Source organism: Ruegeria sp. B1 (genome assembly GCF_056535885.1).
The window spans coordinates 1340358-1365502 of sequence record NZ_JBQFJA010000001.1 but is presented as its reverse complement, the minus strand read 5'-3'; the positions used below and the strand labels follow the sequence as shown (position 1 = coordinate 1365502).

The following is a 25145-nucleotide window of genomic DNA, read 5'->3' as shown; positions in this document are numbered from 1 at the left end:
TGCAAAATATAGCGGCCAGATTTCCGGAGTCGCAAGCAATTCCACATTTGAATGGCCGCAATCCAGACTCTTGGAAGGAGCAATCGCGTTCGCAGCGAATGACTGGAGTCCGCCGATGGTGTTGAAGAACTCTGTGTTGCAGTGCGGCAAGTCGTTTGATTCACTTGATTTATCGAGATTGGGAGGATCGGGCGATGATGGGCATTCAAAAGGTTGAAGCGCAGCTGTTCTATGAGTTCGATTTGGACGCACATGTGCCGCCTAATCACGTATTGAGAGAGATTGACCGTTTCCTCGACATGGGCGACATGCGGGAGAGGCTGAAGCCCTTTTACAGCCACACGGGCCGCCCTTCGATCGATCCCGAGCTGATCGTCCGGATGCTGGTGATTGGTTATGCGATGGGCATTCGGTCCGAACGACGACTGTGCCAGGAGGTGCATCTCAATCTTGCGTATCGCTGGTTTTGCCGGCTCGGTTTGGAGGACAAGGTGCCGGATCATTCATCGTTCTCGCGGTGCCGCCATGGCAAGCTTCGGGAAAGCGACATGCTGCGCCATATCTTCGAGGCGACGGTGGAGCGCTGCCTGAAGGAGGACCTCGTGTCAGGCGAAGGCTTTGCTGTCGACGCCAGCCTGATACCGGCGGATGCCAACAAAGCCCGTTCCATTGCGGCTAAGGACTGGAGCGAAGACGTCGCTCGAGCTGCGGGCAATCGCGCGGCCAGAGAGTACCTTGAAACGCTAGACGATGCGGCCTTCGGTGCAGCCTCGCCGGTACAACCTAAGTTCGTCGCCAAGTCGGATCCGGCAGCTCAGTGGACCCGAGCTGAGGAAAGTCGTCCCTACTTTGCCTATGCCACGAACCACCTGATCGACACAAAAAGCTCAGTCATCATGGATGTTGAAGCCACGCGGGCGATCCGACAGGCCGAGGTGGGTGCCTCGCAAACAATGCTGGATCGCACTGAACAGCGCTTCGGCATCCGGCCGGATTGGCTTGCCGCGGACACGGCCTATGGATCCAGCGACAACTTGGGGTGGCTGGTCAAGAAACGCGGCATCATCCCCTTCATTCCAGTGATCGATCATTCGAACCGCAAGGACGGCGCATGGACCCGTTTTGAGTTTGAATACGACGAGGCCAACGACCAATACATTTGCCCCGAAGGTTTCGCATTGAAGCAGTTCCGCCGGAATTACTCCGATCCCAATCGCGACAAGAACATCCGCGGCACCCGAAAGTATCGCGCTCTAAAATCCGATTGTCAGGGGTGCCCATCGAAAGAGAAGTGCTGCCCCAATGCGATCTGCAGATCGATCAGCCGGGAAGAGCACGAGGACGCCCGGGACTTCGCGCGATCGAGCCGGAAGACGAAAGCCTACAAGGTCAGCCGTGACAAACGGAAGAAAGTTGAGATGCTCTTCGCGCATCTGAAACGCATCCTGAACCTGACCAGGTTGCGATTGCGCGGCCCGAACGGGGCAAAAGATGAGTTCCTGCTCGCTGCCATCGCACAGAACCTCAGAAAGCTCGCCAAGCTCAGGCCCAGGACCGCCCAAACGGAGGCCATGGGATGATCTGACCCGCCAAATCAGCCCATTTGCGAGACGACTGGGCCAGCGTCCGGACCAAACAACTCGCGCTGGTTCTCCAGCGATAATCTGGCAGTCAATTGCACCGAGTTCTTCAACAGAATCCGCCCAATTTGACAGAAATAACAACGAGTTGAAAGCACCGAGGGTCGCTGCCTGATCATGATCCGAGTGCCCCGGCGTTAGAGCATGGGAGTATGCCATGAACGTGATCTTCAATCCTGCGCTTGCGCTGAGGGTGCTGGTCTCGCCAATGGTGCCAAGCCCGGTGGGTTGGGATACCCCGCAGGGATGGCGTGGGCGGTGCGAGCATCGGCGGCCTTGTGCAGCCGGTCCGCAGCGGTGAAGGGCGCGCCATCAAGGGCATGGGGCGCGGCAAGGGAGACCAGCTCCTGGACGGTTTCGGGAACGGCCATCCTCAACTCTCTCCCGCCATCCATGCGGCAGCGGTCTCGACCACGCGCTCATCGAGTTTGTCGATGCCCTCATTCTCCATGAGGCGGGCGCAGGCATCGGCCAGGGCCATCGCTAAGCGCCAGTTGCCCCCCGTCTTTCTGAGAAAGGCCGTGGCGCTCTTCTGAGTGATGCTCCCGAAGCGCGGGGCCAGGACATAGGCGGCCATCTCGCCCGCCTCCTGCACCGGCTGCATCACCACCTTCTTGGTGCCGATCCGCTGGCGGAACTGCTCCAGGAACACCCGGATTTGCGGGTGGATGAACTTTCTGGCCAGCAAGTCCGTGCCCGCGATCACCAGCCCCGCGCCGCCGATGTCAGAGATCGAGCGCAGCATCTCAAGGGTGGGCCAGCGCAGGTGATTGGCCTCATCCACGATGATCAGCTTGCCCTCGGTCCCCTGCCGGATGAGGCGCTGGATCAGGGTGTTGGATGTGCCGCTCGCATCGATGGGATATCCGGCCTTGGCAAAGGCATGCGCCAGCTCTTGCAGGCAGGTCTTTTCCTTCATGCCTGCCCAGGCCTCGATACGAATGGCCCCCAGCGTCTCGGCCAGCCAGTAGGTCGCCGAGGTCTTGCCGGTGCCCGGATCACCCGTGATCTGACCCAGGCGGCTGTATTGTGGCACGGACATCACCGTTTCGCACATCATGCGCGCCCGGCCCGCCATCTCCGTTTCGACGAAGCTCCTCAATCCTCTTCCTCCGCATATGTGAAAGTCCTGACCACCTCGGGGTCGGCGGTTTCCATTGTTCAATGGGTTTGCGCGGCTCGGTATTGGCGGCCTCGGCCAGGGCCTTTGCGCGCGCCTCGGCATCCATGCGCACCATGCGGTCGATGATCCCGGCATCGACCACTGCAGCCACCGGGGCCTCCGGCGCATCGGGCATATGAGCGATGTGCCGCTCGGTTTCCTCGGTCAGCGACAACAGGGCCACATGCTTGCGCTTTTCAGCGATCTGGCGGCGGAAGGCCTTGCCGCGCCGGTTGACCTCCCGAGCGCCTGCATCATCCAGGACACCAAAGGTGCGCTCCGGGAAGGCCTGGCAGATCAACTCACCATTGGCGAAACAGAACACAAACGCGGGATTGAAGGCGGGCACCCGGAGGGTGATCTTGTGGGTGAGGCCCAGGAGCGCATCGTCGTAGAAATAGATCGTCTCGCCACGGCGGGGGGTGTAGCTCACCCGCCCGCGATCCGGCATGCGCTCGACCTCCTCGGCAAAGGCGAGGGCGAGAACCTCGGGGTGCGAGAGTGTGGTCTTGCCCCATCCCTGATCAATGAAATTGCGCAGGGCCTCATTGGGGCTCATGCCTGCAAGCCGCCCATGCTGAGGGCGCTTGTGATACCACTCCAAGGCTTTGCCAGCGGTCTCCAGAAAGGCACTCGCATCGCCATCGAAGGCCACCGGGTCTTTGCCCTTGGCGTGGGTCTTCTTGTTCATGCGGTCGCCATCGGTCCAGCCTGGGATTGTGGCGAAAAAGACTTGCTCGATGTTGCCAAAGGCACCCTCAATGCCCGGCTTGCCCTTCGCATTGTAGGGCATCGACCGCACCACGGCTTCACGGCCCTCGGCCACGCGCGCTGCGACCTTCGGATCACCGGTGAGATCAAACACCTTGAGCCCGCCCTGCGTCAGTCTGGAGAGCTGGGTGAACCCGCCGATCATCGCATCCCAGGAATACTCGGACCCGTTGTCGAGATAGAGCATCTCGGGCAGGCCCCATTCCGCGACCATCGCCTCAAAGCTCTGGGCCACATGCTCGCGCCGTATGCCTTCACCGGGCTCGCAAAGCACGAACGTCATATGGATTTCATTGGTAGCTACGTCGTACCAGGCAATCGCCTTGGGATAGACCACCGTGCCATCGGCGCGGCGCATCATGATATCCACGGGGTGCACGTCCCCCACCACGATCTGACGTGGCAGCAACGTGGCATAGTCCCGCCGGATCGAGGGCACATACCTGTCCTGGAAGGTGGCGTTGTCTTTGTCCTTGATCGCGAGAAGCGCGTATTGGCGGTGATGCTCCACCTGGCGGCGGTTCACATTACAGAGGCCGAACTGGGTGCCTTTGGCATTCGTGTCGCCGCACCGGCCCAGCTCCAGCGCCTCGAAGGGCACGACCCGCAGGTCTCGGCTCATCTCGATCAGGCGGGTGGTGGATTTCTCCGAGATCGCGCGCCAGCCGCATTCCCCCGCTGCCCAGAGGGACCGGATATAGGTGGTCAGGTCCGCGCCGATCCCGGCCTGCGTGGCCGCATCGATATGCGCCTCAAAAAACGCATCCCAGGCGCGGGTGACCGTCTGGCGCCGGACGCCGTGATCGGCGCGGCGCTTGCGGACCAGACCATTTAGACCAAAGGCCTCATAGTCGCGCAGCCAGTTATAGAGCGTCTGCTTGGAGATCAGCTTGCGTTTCCCGTTGGGGAACAGGCGCGGTTCCCGGGTGAGGCCCTCGATCACCGCCGCCCGCTCAGGTGAGCCCTTCTCAAAGGCCAGGGCCGGGCGGATCACCTCCTGCCGCCACCGCGCCAAAGCCAGATCGGCCTCAAAGCGTGCATCCGTTTGGTGGGCCTGCTCCGGTACAAGACAGGTGCCGCCGGTCGCCACATCGGGCTTTGCGTGGAGCACGATGCCACGCTCCAGATACCAGGCCTCCCGCAGATCAGCGGGTAAGTGGTCTACATGCGCTTGAGGTGCTCGACCTCCAGCACCGCCACGCCCGATTTCAACTTCTCTGACAAGAAGATCGACACCGCGCCACTTGCGCGACTGCAGGGCTTTGCTGACCGCCTGTTTGGATACCCCAGACAACTCGACCAGGTCATTCATCGGCAACCATTTTTCGTGGTTGACCAATGGTTGACCAACAGGTTGACCAACGGCTTCTAGCGGCGGATTGGTCAACCCCGAGGCGTTGGCCTCAACCAGTTCGAATTTGCGCGATGCCTGCCCCATGGCTTACACCGCCACCGTCTCGGGGCGCCCGCCCCTTCTCCGGCACCGGGGACGCGTTCCGTGACGCGTTCCTCGCTCAGCACCGCATCGCGGGGTGCCATGCGCTTCCGGCGTTTGAGGCGCGCCTGGCCCGTGTCGTCCCCAGATTGTCCGCAGGTAGCCACGGGAGTGGTGCTGGTGTGGATGTTCTGCTTCCCACGCCCGCCGAGGTCTGAGGCGCGACATGCGCCAACGATGATCTCACATAGAACCGCTCCGGGCTGGAACGGCTTGCTTCTTGCTGACATAGTGTCCTCGCAATGCTGGGGTGCGTCGGTATGTTGTAATATCACAAATAAGACCAAATGCTCCTATAATCAAGCGACATAAGAACAAATGGACATAAATGAGCGACTAAAAGAGGCCGTATCTGCTAGCGGTTTGAGTTTGCAGGATTTTACCAATAAGATCGGAGCGAACTACCGAACCATGCAGCACTATCTCTCGGGCTCCAGGAAGGTGAGCGCTGAGCTTTTAGCAGCAATGGCGGAGCATTTGGACATATCACCAACGTGGCTTCTAACCGGGCGAGGCGCCCGATTGATCACGGAGAGTGTCGGAGCAAATGCTCATGAGAACCAAGCTTTGGCACTTCAACCCAATGATCGTGTTGAAGAGTTTGTCGCCATTCCGCACTTCGATGCGCAGGCGTCCGCTGGCTTCGATTCGCTAGTGGAGGCCGACGTCGGCTCCGGTTACTACAGCTACAGTCGGGCTTCCATTCAGCGGCGCGGGCTAAGTGAGGATCATCTGTCGGTGATCCGCGTGACTGGCGACAGCATGGAGCCAGAGCTCTCAGATGGTGATCTCGTCCTGATCGCCACGGATCAGAAAGAGCCACGCAACGGCTTTATGTTCGCCGTACATTATGACGGGCAACTGTTTGTTAAACGCGTACAGCGGTTGCCAGGTAATAGGCTCCAGCTGATCAGCACCAACGCACGATACCCACCGATCATTGTGGATTTGGAGGCACCAGAGGATGTCCGATTGGAAGGCAGAGTGGTCGCATCCATGCGTGAGTGGTGAGAGTTAATGCCGTTTTTGGAAACATCCGGCATCATCCGGCATAGTCCAGTTTAGTTCGGGCCATCCTTGCCGAACGGCCGATTTTGCCGCGCCGTCCCGCATCGCCAATAAAACAAGGCTATCATGCGATGACCTTCATCCACCTGTTCCAGTTTAAACCGTACTCACCGTTCCAATTAATTCCGATCCCCCCCAGGGGGCTGGCCCCCTCCGTCTGATCGGACCGGCGCCAGCCGGTTCGAACCCAACTACCCGTGCATCCCCAGCCCATTGGCGATCTTCCAGATACGCCAATGATCATGCGGCATGTGGCTCTGCACCAACCCAAACGGCCGGAACGCATCATGCACCGCATTCGAAAATGCAGGCACACCGCCCACGTTTGGACTTTCACCGACACCTTTTGCCCCAATCGGATGGTGCGGGGACGGCGTCACCGTGTAGTCGGTGATATAGTTCGGCGTCTCCCACGCGGTCGGGATGAAGAAGTCCATCAGCGTGCCGGTCTTCACGTTCCCCATTTCATCATAGGCGATTTCCTGACCCATCGCGATGGCCAGCGCTTCGGTGACGCCACCGTGGACCTGCCCTTCGATGATCATCGGGTTGATCCGTGTGCCACAATCGTCCAGCGCGTAGAACTGCCGAACCTCCCATTCGCCGGTATCCACGTCGATTTCCATGACACAGATATAAGCTCCGAACGGATAGGTCATGTTCGGGGGATCATAGTAGCTCACAGCCTCTAGACCCGGCTCCAGCCCCGGAATGGCCTGATTATATGCGGCGAAGGCGATTTCTTTCATGGTCTTGAATCGCTCGGGCGCACCTTTGACAGCGAACCGATCCACGTCCCATTCGACGTCATTGTCGTGGACTTCCAACAGGTACGCCGCGATCATCTGCGCCTTGGCGCGGATTTTGCGGGCGGCCATCGCCGTTGCCGCACCGGCCACAGGCGTGGACCGAGACCCATAGGTTCCAAGACCATAAGGCGCGGTATCGGTGTCGCCTTCCTCCAAAGTGATGTCGTCGGCGGGTAGGCCGATCTCACTGGCGATGATCTGGGCAAAGGTCGTGGCATGGCCCTGGCCCTGAGAGATCGTCCCCAGCCGTGCGATGGCGGAACCCGTCGGATGGATGCGGATTTCGCAGCTGTCGAACATCCCCAGCCCGAGGATATCGCAGTTCTTGACCGGTCCCGCGCCCACGATTTCTGTGAAATGCGTTAAGCCAATTCCCAGCAGCTTGCGGGTTTTACCAGCTTTGAACTCCTCAACCCGCTGCGCTTGTTCAGCGCGCAGGCCCTCATAATCCACAGCCTTCAGGGCTTTGTCCCAGGCGGTGTGATAGTCGCCCGAATCATACTCCCAGCCCAGCGCCGACTGGTATGGGAACTGATCTGCCTTGATGAAGTTGATCCGTCGCAGCTCGGCTGCGTCCATGTTCAGCTTGATGGCCAGAACTTCGATCATTCGCTCGATAAAATAGGCCGCCTCGGTCACCCGGAAAGAACAGCGATAGGCGACACCGCCTGGCGCCTTGTTGGTGTAGACGCCATCCACAGCCAGATAGGCGGTCGGGATATCGTAGGACCCGGTGCAGATGTTCATGAATCCCGCCGGGAACTTGGTGGGGTCAGCGCAGGCGTCGAAACCGCCGTGATCCGCTGTCGTGTGGCACCACAGCCCTGTGATTTTGCCATCTTTCGTGGCTGCGATCTTGCCCTGCATCCAGTAGTCGCGGGCAAAGGCGGTCGACATCAGGTTTTCCATCCGGTTTTCGACCCACTTCACCGGCTGACCGGTGACAATCGAAGCGACAACCGAACAAACATAGCCCGCATATGCGCCAACCTTGTTGCCAAAGCCACCGCCGATATCGGGGCTGATCACACGGATATTGTGCTCGGCGAGCCCGGAGATCAGTGACACGACAGTGCGGATCGCGTGCGGTGCCTGAAATGTACCATAAAGCGTGAGCCTGCCGTTCACCTTGTCCATTGAGGCAACACAGCCGCAGGTTTCCAGCGGGCATGGGTGGGTGCGGTGGTAGTAAACCATCTCTTCGGCGACCACATCTGCCTCACCAAGAACGGCTTCGGTCGCGTCTTTGTCGCCCTGTTCCCACGTGAAGATATGGTTGTGATGTTTGCGCGGACCATGCGCGCCTTCGGTCTGACCTTCAAGGTCTTCGCGCAGAACAACGTCCGATTTCAGCGCGTCGAACGGATCCGTCAGAACCGGCAACTCTTCGTAATTAACCTCAACCAGCTCTGCCGCATCTGCCGCGATGTACCGATTTTCAGCCACCACATAGGCAACCTCCTGGCCCTGGAACAGCACCTTGCCATCGGCCAAAACCATCTGCTTGTCACCCGCCAGTGTTGGCATCCAATGCAGACCCAGCGGAGCAAGATCTTCGGCCGTCAGCACAGCCACCACACCGGGCACGGCCAGTGCAGCTTCTTTGTCTACGCTGACGACACGCGCATGAGCATATGGCGATCGAACAAAAGCACCGAACAGCATCCCATCCAGCTTGATGTCATCGACATAGTTGCCTTTGCCTTGGGTAAAGCGCACGTCCTCGACGCGTTTGCGCGAGCTGCCCATCCCCTTGAGATTGGCGGCGCGTTCTTCGGGGGTCAGAGTTTGATCGTTCATTCCGCAGCCTCCTTCTGAGCGTTCAGCATGTCAGCCGAGGCCGAGATTGCCTTGACGATATTCTGATAGCCGGTGCAGCGGCACAGGTTCCCGGCCATGCCGAAACGGATATCCTCCTCAGACGGGTTCGGGTTTTCCTGCAGCAAGCGATGCGCGCGGGTGATCATCCCCGGCGTGCAGAAGCCGCATTGCAGCCCGTGATGTTCGCGGAACATTTCCTGCAATACGCCAAGGCTGCCATCGTCATTGGTGAGGCCTTCGACGGTGGTGACATCGGCTCCGTTCACCTGCGCCACAAAAGTCGTGCAGGATTTGACGGACTTGCCATCGATATCCACGGTGCAGGCGCCGCAGTGGCTGGTCTCGCATCCGATATGAGGGCCAGTGATTTTTAGGTCTTCCCGTAGGAAATGGATCAGCAGCGTGCGCGGCTCGGCCAGGCCTTCGACCTCTTTACCGTTCACGGTGAGTTTGACGTGCATTTTCGACATTTTATCCTCCCCTCACCCCGCGCGGCTTAGCGCACGTTCGATGGCGCGGCGCAGCATGACGGCGGCCACGTGTTTCTTGAACTCGACAGGTCCGCGGTTGTCTGCAACCGGGTCGATGGCATCCAGCATGGCGGCGACGCAGCCGTCGATTTTTCCGCTGGCCAACCATACGCTGGCCTCTTCTGACCAGACCGGTGTATCGGCCAGGTTGGTCATCGCGACCGAGGCTGTACCATTGCCCACCATCACGGCGGCCGCGGCGGTGGCATAGTCGCCGATCTTGCGCTTTTGCTTTTCATAGGCTTGACCCACGCCCTGTCCCGGAACCGGTATCGAAATGCGGGTCAGGATTTCTTCGTCTTCGCGCGCTGTGAAATACGCCGCCTCATAGAATTCACGCGCAGCAACGCTTCGGTTTCCATCGGGACCAGACAATTCAAACGTCGCATTCAGGCACTGCATCAAACCCGGCATGTCATTGCCCGGGTCGCCATTGGCGACGTTGCCGCCGACCGTGCCCATGTAGCGTACTTGAGGGTCGGCAATTTGCAACGCCGCCTCGCGGATCAGCGGAATGGCAGAGGCCAATGCTTCGTGAGTGATCAGCTCGTGCTGCGTGACCATCGCACCAAGCGTGACGGTCTCAGAGCCGACCTCGATGCCCTTCAGCTCATCAATCGCCTGAAGATCGATCAGATGGCCCATCTCTGCCATGCGCAGCTTCATCATTGGGATCAGGCTGTGCCCGCCCGCGATCACGCGCGCTTCGTCTCCGTGCTCCTGCAAAATGCCAATGGCCGAGGCAATATCGCCCGGCCGGTGATACTCAAAACCGGCTGGTATCATTTTTTCCTCCCTGGGTCCGACAATATGCCTGGGGGACCTGACCTCAGGAAAGGGTGGGCGTGCCTGCAGTTCCAGCTAAGGGAAACAGGGCGCGCAGCTTGTTTCACGAAATGCGAATAAGCTGCACGAGTTGCGATCAGAGACCCAAAGCCTCACGGATGTCATTGAGGCGGGATCGGCTGACGGGAACTTTAGTTAAAGCATCTACGCCGTCAAAATAGCATGTGCCGTTGTCCTTGTGCCGCTCGAAACTGGAAACGTGTTTTGGGTTCACAAGGTAACTGCGATGCGCGCGTAGAAAACCATCGGGTTTCAGCCGTGTTTCGGCTTCGGTGATCGACCACGGGCAAAATAACTTCTCGGCCCCCATGTAGAGGACAGTATAGTGCCCTTCGGCCCGAACGGCTGCGATGTCACCTGCCGGGCTAAAAAATGTCTGACCCTCACGCTCGAACGGTATACCCGCCCGCAGCTGAGCCGGTGCCGCCTGTTCGGGTTCCGACGTTTCGGATGTTGCCTCGTCCTCGGTCTCAACGCCAAAAAACGTCACCCCTGTCAACAGGAAGGCAGCGCAGATCAGGAAAACCGACACCGTGACACCCATGGCCAGCACCTGGTTGTTCAGTGCTGGCCCGGCTCCACCAGTGTTGTCGCTGGCGACAAAGTCGGTCAGGCCCGTTGCCACAAAGTGCATGGTAAACACCGCCATTCCGAAACAGACCGTTCCAAGCAGAATGTTGCGCTGTGTTCGATTGTCATAGGCCACCCAGATGGCCAGCACCGACAACACGACAGATGCCAGCGTTGCGATTACGACGTCCAGCGCATTGTAGACCGGTCGGCAAAGCTCCATCCCTGCCATCCCGATATAGTGCATTGCGACGATGCCAAGCCCCACGATCACACCGGCACCAACGATGGTTGGCAGAGTTCTGGGCCGAAAATGCAGCAGAAGGAGCGCCAAACCCACCATCAGAATGGCCACCAACGCCGAAATCAGGGTGATCAAAGCGTCGTAGTAGAACAGGATTGGAAGTTGCAGACCCAGCATTGCGACGAAATGCATGGACCAGATGCCACCGCCCAAGATGATGGCCGCCAGTGCAACAATGAATTTACGCTTTTGGTTGTCCAGTTTGGATGCGCCATGGGTCAGGTAGAGACCTGTGAACCCGGCCATAAGCGCCACAGCCAAAGATGCCGCCACGAGCCACGCGTTGTGCGAATAGTCCAACATGAAGCTGTTCACGCCCTCCCCAGCGCGTGGACGACGTTAGCAAACTGAAATTCACGATACAAACGCAGTGTAGCAGATGTTCTCTCGAGACCCCGTTTGCCCTGTCAGACACGCTGGGCCTTGGCCAGCGAGCAGGCGGGAATCACGGTGTCATTTCATCGACCGATAGGTTTTTTTGCCTGCAAAAATATTTGCCTGAGATGGATTGTGCTTTGTGGCCGGAGATTAGTGTGACTTTGAATCCAGGGCGACATATTCAGCTATAGCGGCCCGACTGCCGCTCTGCCAGATTAAGTTCAGCCAGAAGGCAAAAGCTTCGGAAAAGTGCGCGCCGCGGCCAAAGTCACCACAATACAGACCCTGTTCGAGCCAGAGTTCTGGATCGGCTTTGGCCGCCAACGCAGTTTTGCGTAGGCTCTCCCACTGGGGGTCATTGGGGCTGATTTCGGAGCCATCTTCACGAATTCCCGCACACATCCGGCACCAGAATGCTTCGGCCAACGCGAGCCCGTTTGCGGAAGAGCCGGACGCAAGTGCATCGCGCAACGACGGCAGCAGGAAACCTGGATGTCGTGCCGATCCGTCAAACGCGACCCGGCGCGTCGTATCGTGAATTGCAGTGTTCGCAAATCGGCTCTTAACCGACCCTAGGTACTCTGTCGCCGTTGTTCCAGGGACGGCTTCGACATAAGGCAGAATTTCTTCAACCTGAACTTTTTTAAAAAACGCCATGATGTCCGGGTCCTGCATGCAGGCTGCGATCGTCGGGGCATTCAAAATTTCCCCGACATTTGCGAGCAGTTGGTGACCTCCGTTCAAAATGCGCAGCTTCATGGTCTCATAGCTGTGGACATCGTGGGTCAGGGTTACCCCAACCTCTTCAACGGGCGGTCGGCCGGCGCAAAAGTCATCCTCAATAACCCATTGGCGAAAATTCTCGTGAGAGACCGGCGCACGGTCATCGACGCCAAGCGCGTGGCATTGCGACACCACTTGGTCCGTCGTCGCGGGCACAATGCAATCTACCATCGAATTGGGGAATGCGCCGTTCTGATCAATCCAGTTCGCCAGATCAGGGTCAGACATGCGGGCCAGACCAACAACGCAGTTCCGCAGGATCGCCCCGTTGCCCTGAAGGTTATCACAGCTCAGCGCAGTGAACGGGGTCACCCCATTCACCCGACGTTGCCTAAGCGCCGAAACAATAGCGCCGAAAACCGTCCGAGGCTGTTCGGGGTTGTCCGCATCGTGGCGAATGTGTTCGTGATCGGTGTTGAAGGCACCCGTGTTGGTATCCAGATAGTACCCGCCTTCGGTAACGGTAAGCGAGACGATACGGATGGCGGGGTCAGCCATCTTGAGGATAAGGGCCGCGTTCCCCTCCTCTATCGGCAAGTAGTCGATCATCGGACCAATCACCTCGGCGGATATCGCTTTGGGATCCAGTTCGATCAGCGTTGTGAGGCAATCCTGCGCAAGCAGTTTCCACCGCATCTCGGCATCGTAGTGTCGCACACCAGCCCCGATAATCGCCCAGTCATAGGCCTGCCCCTGCTGCATCAACCGGTGAATGTACCAAGCCTGATGCGCACGGTGGAAATTGCCAAGCCCAATGTGAACAATGCCAGGCGTCAGATCCGAACGCTCATACGCCGGGGTTGTGATTGTCGCCGGCAGGTCTGAAAGGCTATCTCGTCGCAGCCGTACAGGAGGGTGTGCGTTCGCGACAGTTTCCATCAGCTCATCCAGTTTCCGCCGTCAACGTTGTAGGTCTGCGCGACGATGTAGTCCGCCTCATCCGAAGCCAGGAACACCGCCATTCCGGTCAGATCCTCGGCACGCCCCATGCGGCCATGGGGAACCGCCGCCGCAACCTCGCGTTTTTTCTGGCCCGGAGCCTTGCCCTCGTGTTTTGCAAAAAACGCGTCGACCCCGTCCCAGTGTTCACCATCCACAACGCCCGGCGCGATGGCGTTCACGTTGATGCCGTGTTGGATCAGATTCAGCCCTGCCGACTGCGTCAATGATATGACAGCGGCCTTGCTGGCGCAGTAGACGGCGACCAAAGGTTCCCCGCGCCGCCCGGCCTGTGACGCCATATTGATGATCCGGCCCTTGATTCTGTGTTCGATCATGTGTCGCGCGACGGCCTGAAGGGTGAACAACGTGCCAGCAACATTGATATCGAACACGCGCTGATAGTCGGCACGCTTGATCTCAGCGATCGGAGCGGCGGTGAAGATGGCGGCGTTGTTAATCAGGATGTCAATCTGACCATAGCACTCCGCCGTCTGCGCGATGGCCCTATCAATGCTGTTTTGGCAGGTGACATCCATCTCAACCGCAATCGCGGCCTCACCGCTCTCCTGTGCGGCCTCTTGCGCGCGGGCGATGTCGATATCAGCCAGTGCCACGCGCGCGCCTTCGGAGACATAGGCTTTGGCAAAAGCCAATCCAATCCCGCGCGCCGCGCCGGTGATCAGCGCCGTTTTGCCCGCCAAACGCTTCATGCGATCCGCAACCCTTTGGAGTCAAACCGGTGAATGACATCTGCACGTGGTGTCAGGTGAATACGATCCCCGTGGCGGAACCCGACTTCGCCATCGGCACGGACGGTGATCGTCTCAGCCAACCCGGTGTCGTGGACGTGGAAGAACGTGTCCGACCCCAGATGTTCCGAGACACTGACGACCCCGGACCAGTCGCCTTCGGTTTCCGAAACAGCTATGTGTTCTGGGCGAATTCCGATGGTCTGAGCATCATGTTTTGCTGCCTCTTCCCCTTCGATGAAGTTCATCTTGGGGGACCCGATGAAGCCCGCGACAAACAGGTTGCGCGGGGTCCGGTACAGGTCCAACGGGCTGCCGACCTGTTCGATCACACCAGCCTGAAGGACGACGATCTTGTCGGCCATGGTCATCGCCTCGACCTGATCATGAGTCACGTAGATCATCGTAGTGGCCAGACGCTCGTGCAGTTCACTGATTTCCAGCCGCATGCCAACACGCAGCGCCGCGTCGAGATTTGACAGAGGTTCGTCAAAAAGGAAAGCAGCTGGTTCGCGCACAATCGCGCGACCGATGGCGACCCGCTGGCGCTGGCCGCCAGACAATTGGCCCGGACGGCGGTCCAGATAGTCGCTCAAGTTCAGGACGCTGGCAGCGCCTTCGACGCGTTGGTCGATTTCAGCCTGATCCAGCTTTGCCATGCGCAGGGGAAAAGCAATGTTCTTGCGCACTGTCATATGCGGGTAGAGCGCATAGGACTGGAACACCATCGCGAGGCCACGCTTGGCCGGGGGCACATCAGTCGCATCGGTTCCATCAATCTCGATATGGCCCGAGGTAATGTCTTCCAGCCCGGCGATCAGTCGCAGGAGCGTTGATTTACCACAGCCCGAGGGGCCGACGAAGACAGTGAACTCGCCATCTTCGATGGTCAGATCCAGAGGGGGGATGACCTGAACGTCGCCGAAGCTTTTGGTCACGGACTTGAGTTGTATGCGTCCCATGAGGAATGCTCCTTATTTCACAGCGCCGAAGGTAAGGCCGCGGACAAGTTGTTTCTGGCTGAACCAGCCGAGGATCAGGATTGGTGCAATTGCCATGGTCGAGGCCGCGCTGAGCTTGGCAAAGAACAGACCTTCGGGGCTGGAATAGCTGGCGATGAAGGCCGTTAGCGGCGCGGCATCGACAGCGGTCAGGTTGAGGGTCCAGAACGCCTCGTTCCATGCCAAAATGAAGTTCAGCAGCACGGTCGAGGCGATGCCGGGGATGGCCATGGGGGTGAGGACATAGAGGATTTCCTCTTTCAACGTCGCCCCGTCCATCCGCGCGGCTTCTAGGATCTCACCGGGAATTTCGCGGAAATAAGTGTAGAGCATCCAGACGATGATCGGCAGGTTGATCAGCATCAGGACAACGACCAGCCCTCCGCGTGTATCCAGCAGACCCAGTCGAATGAACAGCAGGTAGATCGGGTAGAGAACGCCGACCGCAGGTAGCATCTTGGTCGACAGCATCCAAAGCAGAATGTCCTTGGTGCGCTTGGACGGAACGAATGCCATCGCCCAAGCCGCAGGCACCGCGATGATCACACCCAGAATGGTCGAGCCACCGGCGATGATGACCGAATTCCAAAGGAACCGCATATAGTCCGAACGTTCTTGTACGACGGCGTAGTTTTCCAAGGTCCAGTTGAAATTCAGGAACAGCGGCGGGCTGGCGATCGCCTGCGCCTCGGTCTTGAAGCTGGTCAGGATGGTCCAGAGGATCGGGAAAAAGATCAGCAAACCAACGGCCCAGGCGAGGGCGGTGTTCATTGATTTACGGCGGGTTGTGACGGCGCGGGCCATGATCTTACCTCCTCACGCGTCCAGGTTCTTGCCGACGATGCGCATCAGGAAGATGGCAACGATGTTGGCTAAGATGATTGCGTAGACACCTCCGGCTGATCCCAGGCCAACATTCTGGCTTTCCAGCACGCGCTGGAAGATCAGGTAGGTGAGTGTACGGGTGCCGAATGCGCCGCCGGTGGTCACGAAGATCTCGGCGAAGATCGACAAAAGGAAGATCGTCTGGATCAGGATCACGATCGTAATCGCGCGGCTCAGATGCGGCAGGACGATGTGATAGAACCGTTTCAGCACTGGCGCGCCATCCATCTCAGCCGCTTCCAACTGCTCACTATCTAGCGACTGGATTGCGGTAAGCAGGATCAGCGTCGCAAAGGGCAGCCACTGCCAAGATACGATCATGATGATCGAGGTCATCGACGCCTCAGACAGCCAAGAGATCGGTTCAGCCCCGAAAAAGCGCCACAGATGCGCCAGAAGGCCGTTGACCGGATCCATGAACATGTTCTTCCAGACCAGCGCAGACACTGTGGGCATGACGAAGAAGGGCGCGATCACGAGGATGCGGACAACTCCTTGGCCCCACATCGGTTGGTCCAGAAGCATCGCCAGAAGGATGCCTAGGACAACGGTGATGACGAGAACCCCTCCGACGATCATCAGCGTTGCCTGAACCGCGGGCCAGAAGGAGCTGGATGATACGAACCGAACGTAGTTGTCGAAGCCGACCCAGCCCAGATCACCACCGCGCAGGGGCAGGTATTTCTTGAAGGAAAAATACAGGGTCATCGTCAGGGGCACGAGCATCCAGCCAAGCAGCAGGACCACTGCGGGTGCCATCATCAGCCGGGCAACGGATCGGGAATGTTGGGTCGCCATGATGCAAGACCTCTCTGTTCAGGCACTTTGCTAGCCTGCGAGAAAAACACAAGTTGAGAAAGAGGGGAGCGGGGGACAGATCGCCTGTCCCCCACGGGAGGGAAGCCTTAGTAACCTGCGGCTTCCATTTCTTCGGCTGTGAAGGCCTGCGCCTTGGCAAGCGCCTCGTCCACCGATTGTTGTCCGGCATATACCGCCGAGAATTCCTGGCTGACTTGCGTGGCGATGCCCGCAAACTCAGGAATGGCGACAAACTGGATGCCGGTATAGGGCGTCGGCTGGGCACAGCAGTTCTGCGGATCAGCGGCAAGGATCGACTTCAGCGTCATCTGCGCGAAAGGGATGTCCTTGTAGTTGTCGTTTTCATAAAGCGAGGTCCGCGCACCCGGAGGCACATTGGCCCAGCCTTCGTTCTCGGCCACCAGCTCAATGTAGTCCTTCGAGGTCGCCCATTCGATGAACTGCTTTGCCGCATCCTCTTGCTGCGTACCGGCAGGGATGGCCAGCGCCCAGGCCCAGAGCCAGTTGGCGCGCTTGTCCACGCCTTCCGCATTTGGTGCCAGTGCAAAGCCGACCTTATCCGCCACAGTTGAATCGTTGGGGTTGGTCACAAATGACGCTGCAACTGTCGCGTCGATCCACATGCCGCACTTGCCTTGCTGGAACAGCGACAGGTTTTCGTTGAACCCGTTGGTCGCATAACCCGCCGGGCCCGATTCATTCATCATATCGACAAAGAAAGTCAGCGCCTCTTTCCATTCAGGCTGATCGAACTGGGGTTTCCAGTCCTCATCGAACCAGCGTGCGCCGAACGAGTTTGCGGTCACGGTGATGAAAGCGCCGCCTTCACCCCAACCGGCCTTGCCGCGCAGGCAGATGCCGTTGATGTCGTTTTCACGATCCGTCATGGCCGCCGCCGCTTCGCGGATGAACTGCCATGTGGGCCCCTCGGGCATTTCCAATCCGGCCTTTTCCATCAGGTCGGTGCGGTACATGATCATCGAGCTTTCGCCGTAAAACGGCGCCGCATAGAGCGTGCCGTCATTGCTCAGGCCACCGGCCATCGCGGGAAGCAGGTCCCCAACATCATAGTCAGCGGACATTCCGTCCAGCGGCACCAACCAACCATTGGCACCCCAGATCGGAGTTTCGTACATGCCGATGGTCATGATGTCGAACTGACCGCCCTTGGTGGTGATGTCAGTGGTCACGCGCTGACGCAGCACGTTTTCTTCCAGCGTCACCCATTCCACATCAATGCCGGTCGCTTCGGTGAAATTGTCGGTATAGCCCTGCATACGGATCATGTCGCCGTTGTTGACGGTGGCGATCGTTATGGTTTGTGCATGGGCCGCTGCCGTAGCGACGAATGTCAGTGCAGTCGCCGCACGAAGTGCGTTCTTCAGATACATCCCTGTCCTCCCTGAGCTTGGATGTCGTGCAGGAAGCGTAGAGCGTAAGTTGTCGCGCCGTCAATAAAAACTTTACGCGCGTTAAATAACTGTGTCAGGCCGAATCCCGCAAGACAAGTCGCGCGGGGAAGAGCGTCTCAGTTCGCGATTTAAATTCTCCACCGTTTTCAATAAGTTCAAACAGAGTCTCGACGCTCCGCCCGGCCACGTTGTCATAGTCATGGGCGGCGGTTGTCAGAGATGGGCATGTGAACTTTGCGAACGGATGATCGTCATTTGAGGCGACGCGCAGCGCACAGTCTTCTTTCCGGCCGACCCGAATCCCCTGTTCAAAACAGGCTGCAAGAAATCCGATGGCAAGCCGGTCATTGCTGCACAAAACCGAGTCCGTCTTCAAGCCGCGTTCATCCAGAACCTTCAGCGCGCCCCTGTGCCCGATTTCTTCAAAGGCCCATCCTTTACCATCGATTTTGATGATATGCGGCTCGAAACCGAGGCGTTCCATTACCTCAACATAGGCCTTCCTTCGTTTGTTGGCGTTCGGGTTCGCAGGCGTGCGCATTTCAAAGAAAGATGGGGGCTCTCCCGTCCGGGTCATGTATTCCACTGTCTGCGACACAAAGCTGAAGTTGTCCGATCCCACAAACGCGGCCCCCAAGCCTTCAAGGTTACTGTCAAACAGGACCGTCGGCACACTGGAACAAAACTTCTCGATCGCTGATCGGTCTGAAATCCGTCCCAATGGCGCCAACAAAACCCCGGCAGGTTTCATGGACTGCAAACTGTCCAGAATTTCGTTTTCCAGCTTTTGTTCGCCATGTGCGCTAAACAAGGACGGGCGATAGCCTGCCGCGATACAGCTTTCCTCCAGATACCGTGCGATTTCGGCAAAAAACGGATCGGACAAATAAGGCACAACGATACCGATATTCTTGGTCAGTTTTCGGTTCTGGTTCACAGCATAGATATTCGGGCGATAGTCAAACCGCTCCAGCGCCTCTTCAATGCGCGCCCTTGTCGTTGGGCGAACGCTGTCCGGATCGTGAAAGTATTTGGACACTGTGGGCCGCGAGATACCGCTGAGGGCTGCGAACTCTTCCATGTTCTTGATTTTAGTCATGTCAGTCTGCCTGCGGATCTCAGCCGCCTTGATCTTATCATATTTTTACATATTCTTTGCGCGCGACAAAAATCAATAGCCAGACATGTTCCGGGCTTTTGTGCAGGCAAGGGGTTTGAATGTATCTCGGGATCGACATCGGAACATCAGCGGTCAAACTTGTCTGTGCCGATACCGATCGAGTTCTTGCGACGTCTTCAATGGAGATCGAAACGTCCTCGCCGCAGCCCGGCTGGTCAGAGCAGCACCCGGATCTTTGGTGGCAGGCGACACTGGACGCATTGGGCCAGCTTGCGGGGCAAATCACACTGTCAGAGGTGAAGGCCATCGGGTTGTCGGGCCAGATGCATGGGGCCGTATTGCTGAACCGCAATCTGCGCCCGATCCGCCCGGCAATCCTGTGGAATGACAGCAGGGCGACTCGTGAGTGCGATCAATTGCGCACGGCCATACCGCGGATTGGTGATATTGCAGGCGTCCTTCCCCTGCCCGGCTTTACGGCACCCAAGATTGCATGGCTCAAACAGCATGAACCGGGACATTATGCCCAACTTGCCCATATCCTGCTGCCCAAGGACTATATCGGCTTACGTCTGCATGGCGAATTGGGAACCGATACGTCCGATGCCGCCGGGACACTGTGGCTCGATCAGGCTTCACGCGATTGGCATGCCGGAATTGCCGAAGCTACTGATGTCTCGCCCGACTGGCTCCCGCCGATTTTCGATGGACAAACTGTCGTCGGAGTCGTGACGCCGCAAGCAGCGGTTGAGACCGGATTGAAGCCCGGCGTTCCTGTCGTCGCCGGAGGCGGGGATGCGGCAACCGGGGCAGTATCTTTGGGCGCGACTGAACCGGGGCGCGGGTTCATCTCGCTGGGCACGTCTGGTCAATTGTTCGTGGCAGATCGCACGTATAAGCCTAACCCGGACCGTTACGTGCACGCGTTCGCGCATACGTTGCCCGACCGATGGTATCAAATGGCCGCGATGTTGAACGGTGCAAGGCCGATATCATGGATCGGCGGTCAACTGGGGCTGTCCGCTGCCGAAGTTGTCGCCCTTGCCGAAACGGTCAACGGTGATCGCGTACCGATTTTTTTGCCGTATCTGACCGGCGAACGCAGCCCCTTGGGCGATCCGCACATCCGGGCCTGCTACTTTGGTCTTGAGGATTCGACAACACGCGCAGATCTCTGCCGTTCCGTGATCGAGGCAATTGCCTTTTGCTTTGCTGACGCCGCGCAGAGTTTCGGCGAAACGATAGGCAATTTGCCGGAACTGGCTGCAATCGGAGGTGGCAGCCGATCTGATCTGTTATTGGGTCTTATCGCAACAGTAACCGAGAAACCCATCGTGCGCTCTGATGGGGCAGATTCCGGCCCGGCCCTTGGCGCGGCCCGTCTGGCAGCCTGTGGCGACGGTGCGTTGACCATTGCCGATCTTGCGGATCAGCCTCCAACAACGGACAGGTTTGAGCCCTTTGACTTGCCTGGATTGTCCGAACGATTGGAGCGATTTCGAAGGCTTTATCACGCAGTGAGCGCTGTCTACTGATCGCCCCCGAGCGTCTACTGCGCCCTGCCGCCAACCTTTGCGTCCATCAGTAGTATCGGGTGTCTGTCGAGATCGCAGGATAAGTTTGCCCGGCAACGCCGCGTTCAGTCATGATTTCCTCAAGGTAGTGATAGGAAACAGTGTAGCGCAGATAGAAAAACACAGCGTACAAAACCGCATCCTTGGGGACGTGGCAGCCTTTCAAAGAATCCATTCTGAAACTTTCTCGCGATTGATTTGAAGCCAACAAGCACCAAGGCCTGGGATTTCGTCAACCTCGGTCAGAAGTTTGCGATACAACCCAAAATGGCAACCAAATCAGAAAAGTTGGCGCAATGTATCAAACATTACACCAACGGTTGCCGCTTCTAGATTGTCGCCTTCAATAACAAGTAGAACGCCCCTGTCCGTAAGGCGCAGGTTCACGATCGTTGTCAGCGGTGCATCGGCTGGAAACCGTCTACGGGCCTTCTCGGTGTCCTGAAAGGAAATCGCTGATGAACCTGACAATGCGGCTTGGACTGCCGGTAGGTCAGGACGCACTTTCAAGTCAACGGCCAGGGTGATCGTGTGTCCGCGCCAGACCGGCACCCGTGTTGCAAAAGTATCGACCGGGAAATTGGCATCGAACAGGATTGACAGCTCCTGCGATAGCGCCTCTGCCTCTCCACCCAGATGCCCAATCACCTGATCATGAATAGCAAAGGCGGGTATGCCCGGTAGATCTGTTCCGCTGATCGCTTGCATCGTCGTAATCGTCACGCGGCTTACACCGAAGGATTGGTGTAGCTGAGCCAGCGACGACGCGCAGATTGCCGTGGTGCAATTCGGCGTTGCCGACAGAGGGGGATCACCAACCACCTGTGTCACGCCAGGCATGACCATAGGGGCGGTCAGTCGGGCATATTCGCAATGCGTTACCACCCGTGTCCCTTTGGCCAGATGCAGCGATTCGATATCTTCCCCAACCGGATCTGGCAGAAAAGAAACCAATGTCTGCGCTGCAGAAGTTGCATCAGACGGCAGCAGCGGCAGACTGGCTGCTGCCTGAAAGGTCTCATTTGAGCCGGACCAATCACAGATTGTCGCAAGGGTGTCTGTGTTATTCTGCACTTTTGGATCATGCAGACTTTGCACAATTATTTCAGTGCTTTGCAGTGATCTCTCTAGAAATTTTTGCCCCAGAAGAGTGCTGATACCTGCGATGGATATACGTTGTGTTTTCATGTCATCGAGCCCTGTTTGAAAAAACTGATTGATTAAAAATGTCATATAGTCAAAATTGACATGTCAAAAAAGGATATTTGAGATTTCATGTACGATCCGACCTCTCCCCTGTTGCGCCCAGTCGTTTCCGAAGACGGCACTCCAAACCCGGACGGAAAGGTGCGTTTCGCTGAAGACCGGTTGCTGGATGCGGTCATCTGGTGCGAATTGTTGCCCAGCGAAACGGTGACCGAAGCGGATGTCATGAAGAAGTTCGGCCTGACCAAGGCGGCCGCCCGAGCTGGGTTGGCGCGGCTGGGGTATGACGGCTGGGCCTCGCCACAACCCCGGACCGGTTGGCAAGTGCTTCCGATCAGTGGTGCTTTGATCGGTCAGATCACCGAGGCGCGCCGCATCGTTGAACCGTCCTTGGCTGACATCAAACTGGATCGGGCGGCCTGCACAGAACTTGAGCAGATCGCAGATATGTTGTCGGCAATGGAAAACCGAACCGAGCCGGGTGTGGTGAGTACGATGAACTTCTACTTCAACCGCGTCGACGGTCTGATGTTGGAAAGAAGTAATCCCTTCACGGCCCGCCATTTGCGCAAGCTGTGGCATCACACGGCGCGGATCACCCATTTTTTCGATGCCGCGCACCCCAAACATCCGTTTCGGCGCACGGACGGGTCCGATCTGATCAAGGCACTTTGCGCTCAGGATGGACAGGCCATTCAGTGTGCAAGAGAGAACCTGATCGCCGCACAAGAGGCCTATTTCCTGCGCCAGTTGCTCAATGACCAGACGCCTTTGTCGCACCCCGACACATTCCCAAAAACAAAACCAACCGCTCAAAACAGGAGAGATCTATGAAACCTTCGCTCAAGCAACTTCTGGGTGCTGTCGCCATCACGGCACTCGCGTCGCCCGTTTTCGCGCGGGACATTACCATTGACTTGGCGGGCGAGCCGTCTTCGCTGGATCCCCACGTCCAATGGAACCCCGACAGCTACTATGTGTATCGCAACATATTCGACAACCTTGTCACGCGGGACAATGACGGCCAGATTGTGCCTCAGATTGCCACCGACTGGCAGCAATTGTCGGACACCGAACTGGAATTGACCATCCGCGAAGGTGTGACGTTTCATGACGGGTCCGCGCTGACGCCAGAAGATGTCGTGTTCTCGGTCAAGCGCATCACGAATCCTGAGTTTGGGTCTCCTCAGCTGGGGCAGTTCAACCAGATAACCGATGCCAAAGTTGTTGATGGGTCCAAAGTTGTGCTGACCACTGCGCAACCCTACCCGGCACTATTGGCGCAATTGGTGAAACTCTCGGTTGTTCCCCAAAAAATTGTCGAAGAGGTCGGGCGCGATGCATTCAACGAAGCTCCGGTGGGCTCTGGCCCCTATGTTTTCGACACTTGGGACCGTGGCGTCGCAGTAACGCTCAGCCGAAACGAAAACTACTGGGGGGACACAGGACCTTTTGACAACGCGGTTTTCAGGGCCGTTCCGGATGCCGCGACACGTGTCGCAGACCTGTTGGCCGGCACGGCTGATCTGGTCGTCAGCATCGACGCGGATGCTGGCATTCAGATCGAGTCAAACCCGGATGTCGACCTGCTGTCGGCCCCGACAGAGCGCGTCGGGTACATGGGTCTGAATCTCGACAAGCCGCCATTCAACGACCTGGAAATGCGCAAAGCGGCCAGCCTGGCGATTGACCGTCTCGGTATCACCGAAGGCTTGTTGCAGGCGGGTGAAGTACCGATGGCACAGATGTCCAGCCCCGCGCACTTTGGCTACTCACCCGATCTCGCCCTGTTCGAATATGATCCGGAGAAGGCCAAGGAGATAACGTCCTCCAAGGCAGATCTTGCGGCAACGCCCGCAACGCTTGCAACCGCTCCGGTTTTTGATCAGCGTATCGTACAAGCCGTGCAGCAGATGTTGAACGACGCCGGTTTCAATGTGTCGATCAGCATGACCGATATGCCGACTTATCTGGACATCGTGCGATCAGAACCCTCTGAGAATTCCGAGCTCAGCTTTGGTCGCTGGTCCTGTGCATGCCAGGATGCGGACGGTATCGCCTATCCGACCCTGCATTCCGACAGTAGCTGGTCCCGTGTGAATGTGCCGGAACTGGATGCCCTACTGGAAACGGCACGGGGGTCGCTTGATCCCGAGGTGCGTCAAGACGCCTATAACAAGGTTCACCAGATGGTGCGCGACAACTACTACCTGCTGCCGATGTATCAGGCTGCGGTTCTGTATGGCGCATCGTCCGACCTGTCCTTCACCCCTACGGCCAATGAAAGCATGTTCCTCAACCGTATGAGCGTCACCGAGTAAACATGCTACGCTTTCTGCTAAACCGTGGCGGTCAGGCCCTGATTGCAGCTTTCGGAGTTGTGACCCTGGTGTTCTTCATCCAGCGTCTGTCTGGGGATCCAACTGCGCTGCTGCTGCCGGAAACCGCCACGCAAGCAGATATCGAGGCCATGCGGGTCACGCTTGGCCTCGACCGCCCCCTGATCGTTCAATACCTGTCATTTCTGGGCGATCTGGCACGGTTTGATCTGGGGCGCAGTTTTGTTCAGAACGCAGACGTCTGGGACATCCTGTCCAGCCGCATTCCAAAAACACTGCAGCTTGCGGCAGGGGCAATCACCGTGGCGTTGTGCATCGGGTTGCCATTGGGCCTGATCATGGCGCTGACCAAGGGCAAACGGACCTCAAAAGCCATCATGTGGTTTGTTCTGGCCTGTCAGTCCATGCCGACCTTCTGGTCGGGGATCATGATGATCCTGTTGTTTGGTGTCTGGCTGAAGTGGTTGCCATCCTCCGGCACGGGGTCGTTTGCTCATCTCATCATGCCGTCCATAGCACTTGGCCTGTTGTCTTTGGCAACCTATGCCCGCATCACCCGCGCCGCAGTACTAGATGAGCTTGGCAAGGACTATGTCCGATCCGCGCGCGCCCGTGGCGTGCGAACCGGTCGCCTTGTGCAACGGCATCTGCTGCGTAATTCCATGATCCCGATTATTTCGATCACTGCGCTTGAGCTGTCGCAACTGCTTGCGGGCGCTGTCGTCGTCGAAACCGTTTTTGCATGGCCGGGACTTGGGCTGCTGACGGTACAAAGCATCGCCGCACGCGACTTTCTGGTCGTGCAGGCCATCGTCCTTCTAGGAGCTTTCGTAACCATTTTTGCGAACCTCGCGGCGGATATCCTCTATTCGGTTGTTGATCCCCGGGTACGGCTGGCAGGTACGTCGTGACCAAAGGACC

Annotated in this window: 23 protein-coding genes; 7 read left to right on the top strand and 16 right to left on the bottom strand. The window is 58.0% G+C overall.

Going from position 1 to position 25145, the window contains the following annotated elements; all coding sequences use genetic code 11:
- The first annotated feature begins 194 nt into the window (after positions 1–194).
- Entirely contained in the window at positions 195–1580 is a 1386-nt protein-coding gene (locus ACR3ES_RS06590; RefSeq protein WP_480424921.1) for an IS1182 family transposase, read from the top strand.
- 230 nt (positions 1581–1810) lie between these two features.
- Here the strand turns inward: ACR3ES_RS06590 and ACR3ES_RS06585 are convergent, their stop codons facing one another.
- From ACR3ES_RS06585 to ACR3ES_RS06575, 3 genes are read right to left on the bottom strand one after another with little or no spacing between them, the layout of a single operon-like run.
- A complete protein-coding gene (locus ACR3ES_RS06585) occupies positions 1811–2011 on the bottom strand; it encodes a hypothetical protein (protein WP_480423912.1) in 201 nt (66 codons plus the stop codon).
- Between the two features lie 2 nt (positions 2012–2013).
- The gene (locus ACR3ES_RS06580; RefSeq protein ID WP_480423910.1) at positions 2014–2682 is read right to left on the bottom strand and encodes an AAA family ATPase; all 669 of its coding nucleotides are present in this window, start codon (positions 2680–2682) and stop codon (positions 2014–2016) included.
- Positions 2639–5011: a helix-turn-helix domain-containing protein gene (locus tag ACR3ES_RS06575; RefSeq protein ID WP_480425058.1), complete on the bottom strand. Its 2373-nt coding sequence runs from the start codon at positions 5009–5011 to the stop codon at positions 2639–2641. The genes ACR3ES_RS06580 and ACR3ES_RS06575 overlap by 44 nt, the downstream gene beginning before the upstream one ends.
- Between ACR3ES_RS06575 and ACR3ES_RS06570 the strand changes: the two genes are divergently transcribed.
- The gene (locus ACR3ES_RS06570; RefSeq protein WP_480479826.1) at positions 4999–5226 is read left to right on the top strand and encodes a hypothetical protein; all 228 of its coding nucleotides are present in this window, start codon (positions 4999–5001) and stop codon (positions 5224–5226) included. The two genes, ACR3ES_RS06575 and ACR3ES_RS06570, sit on opposite strands and share 13 nt — an antisense overlap.
- A gap of 253 nt (positions 5227–5479) precedes the next feature.
- Positions 5480–6079: a S24 family peptidase gene (locus ACR3ES_RS06565; protein ID WP_480492774.1), complete on the top strand. Its 600-nt coding sequence runs from the start codon at positions 5480–5482 to the stop codon at positions 6077–6079.
- Between the two features lie 248 nt (positions 6080–6327).
- Here ACR3ES_RS06565 and ACR3ES_RS06560 read toward each other — a convergent pair whose 3' ends face one another.
- From ACR3ES_RS06560 to ACR3ES_RS06510, 11 genes are all read right to left on the bottom strand, one after another.
- Positions 6328–8745, bottom strand: coding sequence for an aerobic carbon-monoxide dehydrogenase large subunit (locus tag ACR3ES_RS06560; protein WP_170435945.1), 2418 nt, complete (start codon positions 8743–8745; stop codon positions 6328–6330).
- Positions 8742–9236, bottom strand: coding sequence for a (2Fe-2S)-binding protein (locus tag ACR3ES_RS06555; RefSeq protein ID WP_170435943.1), 495 nt, complete (start codon positions 9234–9236; stop codon positions 8742–8744). The genes ACR3ES_RS06560 and ACR3ES_RS06555 overlap by 4 nt, the downstream gene beginning before the upstream one ends.
- A gap of 12 nt (positions 9237–9248) precedes the next feature.
- Positions 9249–10082, bottom strand: a complete 834-nt coding sequence (locus ACR3ES_RS06550; protein ID WP_170435941.1) for an FAD binding domain-containing protein — start codon at positions 10080–10082, stop codon at positions 9249–9251.
- Positions 10083–10218: 136 nt separating this feature from the next.
- On the bottom strand, positions 10219–11319 hold the full coding sequence (locus tag ACR3ES_RS06545) for an MHYT domain-containing protein (RefSeq protein WP_170435940.1): 1101 nt from the start codon (positions 11317–11319) through the stop codon (positions 10219–10221).
- A 225-nt stretch (positions 11320–11544) separates the two neighbouring features.
- The gene (locus tag ACR3ES_RS06540) at positions 11545–13056 is read right to left on the bottom strand and encodes a mannitol dehydrogenase family protein (protein WP_170435938.1); all 1512 of its coding nucleotides are present in this window, start codon (positions 13054–13056) and stop codon (positions 11545–11547) included.
- Positions 13056–13829, bottom strand: coding sequence for an L-iditol 2-dehydrogenase (locus ACR3ES_RS06535; protein ID WP_170435936.1), 774 nt, complete (start codon positions 13827–13829; stop codon positions 13056–13058). The genes ACR3ES_RS06540 and ACR3ES_RS06535 overlap by 1 nt, the downstream gene beginning before the upstream one ends.
- Positions 13826–14830 carry an ABC transporter ATP-binding protein gene (locus ACR3ES_RS06530; RefSeq protein ID WP_170435934.1) on the bottom strand — a complete coding sequence of 335 codons (1005 nt, stop codon included), beginning with the start codon at positions 14828–14830 and terminating at the stop codon, positions 13826–13828. Before ACR3ES_RS06530 ends, ACR3ES_RS06535 begins: the two co-directional genes overlap by 4 nt.
- A 12-nt stretch (positions 14831–14842) precedes the next feature.
- Positions 14843–15673: a carbohydrate ABC transporter permease gene (locus ACR3ES_RS06525; protein ID WP_170435932.1), complete on the bottom strand. Its 831-nt coding sequence runs from the start codon at positions 15671–15673 to the stop codon at positions 14843–14845.
- 12 nt (positions 15674–15685) lie between these two features.
- A complete protein-coding gene (locus ACR3ES_RS06520; RefSeq protein WP_170435930.1) occupies positions 15686–16552 on the bottom strand; it encodes a carbohydrate ABC transporter permease in 867 nt (288 codons plus the stop codon).
- A 107-nt stretch (positions 16553–16659) separates the two neighbouring features.
- On the bottom strand, positions 16660–17964 hold the full coding sequence (locus ACR3ES_RS06515; protein WP_170435928.1) for an ABC transporter substrate-binding protein: 1305 nt from the start codon (positions 17962–17964) through the stop codon (positions 16660–16662).
- Positions 17965–18058: 94 nt separating this feature from the next.
- Positions 18059–19084, bottom strand: a complete 1026-nt coding sequence (locus ACR3ES_RS06510; RefSeq protein WP_170435926.1) for a LacI family DNA-binding transcriptional regulator — start codon at positions 19082–19084, stop codon at positions 18059–18061.
- 119 nt (positions 19085–19203) lie between these two features.
- On the opposite strand from ACR3ES_RS06510, the gene xylB reads away from it, so the two are divergent.
- Positions 19204–20640, top strand: a complete 1437-nt coding sequence (gene xylB, locus ACR3ES_RS06505) for a xylulokinase (RefSeq protein ID WP_170435924.1) — start codon at positions 19204–19206, stop codon at positions 20638–20640.
- A 46-nt stretch (positions 20641–20686) separates the two neighbouring features.
- On the opposite strand, the gene ACR3ES_RS06500 is transcribed toward xylB, so the two are convergent.
- On the bottom strand, positions 20687–20854 hold the full coding sequence (locus ACR3ES_RS06500) for a hypothetical protein (RefSeq protein WP_480425583.1): 168 nt from the start codon (positions 20852–20854) through the stop codon (positions 20687–20689).
- A gap of 104 nt (positions 20855–20958) precedes the next feature.
- A complete protein-coding gene (locus tag ACR3ES_RS06495; RefSeq protein WP_480425055.1) occupies positions 20959–21753 on the bottom strand; it encodes an Asd/ArgC dimerization domain-containing protein in 795 nt (264 codons plus the stop codon).
- Positions 21754–21954: 201 nt separating this feature from the next.
- Here ACR3ES_RS06495 and ACR3ES_RS06490 point away from each other — a divergent pair, with 201 nt between their 5' ends.
- The 3 genes from ACR3ES_RS06490 to ACR3ES_RS06480 are packed head-to-tail and all read left to right on the top strand — an operon-like array spanning position 21955 to position 25135.
- A complete protein-coding gene (locus tag ACR3ES_RS06490; RefSeq protein ID WP_170435919.1) occupies positions 21955–22719 on the top strand; it encodes a GntR family transcriptional regulator in 765 nt (254 codons plus the stop codon).
- Positions 22716–24206, top strand: a complete 1491-nt coding sequence (locus ACR3ES_RS06485; RefSeq protein WP_170435917.1) for an ABC transporter substrate-binding protein — start codon at positions 22716–22718, stop codon at positions 24204–24206. The genes ACR3ES_RS06490 and ACR3ES_RS06485 overlap by 4 nt, the downstream gene beginning before the upstream one ends.
- A 2-nt stretch (positions 24207–24208) precedes the next feature.
- Positions 24209–25135, top strand: coding sequence for an ABC transporter permease (locus ACR3ES_RS06480; RefSeq protein ID WP_170435915.1), 927 nt, complete (start codon positions 24209–24211; stop codon positions 25133–25135).
- Positions 25136–25145 lie beyond the last annotated feature (10 nt).

Coding starts and splice junctions, on each gene's coding strand:
- ACR3ES_RS06580 (WP_480423910.1), bottom strand. CDS start 2,682: ATGTCCGTGCCACAATACAGCCGCCTGGGTCAGATCACGGGTGATCCG.
- ACR3ES_RS06575 (WP_480425058.1), bottom strand. CDS start 5,011: ATGGGGCAGGCATCGCGCAAATTCGAACTGGTTGAGGCCAACGCCTCG.
- ACR3ES_RS06500 (WP_480425583.1), bottom strand. CDS start 20,854: ATGGATTCTTTGAAAGGCTGCCACGTCCCCAAGGATGCGGTTTTGTAC.
- ACR3ES_RS06560 (WP_170435945.1), bottom strand. CDS start 8,745: ATGAACGATCAAACTCTGACCCCCGAAGAACGCGCCGCCAATCTCAAG.
- ACR3ES_RS06520 (WP_170435930.1), bottom strand. CDS start 16,552: ATGGCGACCCAACATTCCCGATCCGTTGCCCGGCTGATGATGGCACCC.
- ACR3ES_RS06550 (WP_170435941.1), bottom strand. CDS start 10,082: ATGATACCAGCCGGTTTTGAGTATCACCGGCCGGGCGATATTGCCTCG.
- ACR3ES_RS06590 (WP_480424921.1), top strand. CDS start 195: ATGATGGGCATTCAAAAGGTTGAAGCGCAGCTGTTCTATGAGTTCGAT.
- ACR3ES_RS06480 (WP_170435915.1), top strand. CDS start 24,209: ATGCTACGCTTTCTGCTAAACCGTGGCGGTCAGGCCCTGATTGCAGCT.
- ACR3ES_RS06530 (WP_170435934.1), bottom strand. CDS start 14,830: ATGGGACGCATACAACTCAAGTCCGTGACCAAAAGCTTCGGCGACGTT.
- ACR3ES_RS06485 (WP_170435917.1), top strand. CDS start 22,716: ATGAAACCTTCGCTCAAGCAACTTCTGGGTGCTGTCGCCATCACGGCA.
- ACR3ES_RS06515 (WP_170435928.1), bottom strand. CDS start 17,964: ATGTATCTGAAGAACGCACTTCGTGCGGCGACTGCACTGACATTCGTC.
- xylB (WP_170435924.1), top strand. CDS start 19,204: ATGTATCTCGGGATCGACATCGGAACATCAGCGGTCAAACTTGTCTGT.
- ACR3ES_RS06535 (WP_170435936.1), bottom strand. CDS start 13,829: ATGAAGCGTTTGGCGGGCAAAACGGCGCTGATCACCGGCGCGGCGCGC.
- ACR3ES_RS06555 (WP_170435943.1), bottom strand. CDS start 9,236: ATGTCGAAAATGCACGTCAAACTCACCGTGAACGGTAAAGAGGTCGAA.
- ACR3ES_RS06540 (WP_170435938.1), bottom strand. CDS start 13,056: ATGGAAACTGTCGCGAACGCACACCCTCCTGTACGGCTGCGACGAGAT.
- ACR3ES_RS06510 (WP_170435926.1), bottom strand. CDS start 19,084: ATGACTAAAATCAAGAACATGGAAGAGTTCGCAGCCCTCAGCGGTATC.
- ACR3ES_RS06570 (WP_480479826.1), top strand. CDS start 4,999: ATGCCTGCCCCATGGCTTACACCGCCACCGTCTCGGGGCGCCCGCCCC.
- ACR3ES_RS06545 (WP_170435940.1), bottom strand. CDS start 11,319: ATGTTGGACTATTCGCACAACGCGTGGCTCGTGGCGGCATCTTTGGCT.
- ACR3ES_RS06525 (WP_170435932.1), bottom strand. CDS start 15,673: ATGGCCCGCGCCGTCACAACCCGCCGTAAATCAATGAACACCGCCCTC.
- ACR3ES_RS06565 (WP_480492774.1), top strand. CDS start 5,480: ATGCAGCACTATCTCTCGGGCTCCAGGAAGGTGAGCGCTGAGCTTTTA.
- ACR3ES_RS06585 (WP_480423912.1), bottom strand. CDS start 2,011: ATGGCCGTTCCCGAAACCGTCCAGGAGCTGGTCTCCCTTGCCGCGCCC.
- ACR3ES_RS06490 (WP_170435919.1), top strand. CDS start 21,955: ATGTACGATCCGACCTCTCCCCTGTTGCGCCCAGTCGTTTCCGAAGAC.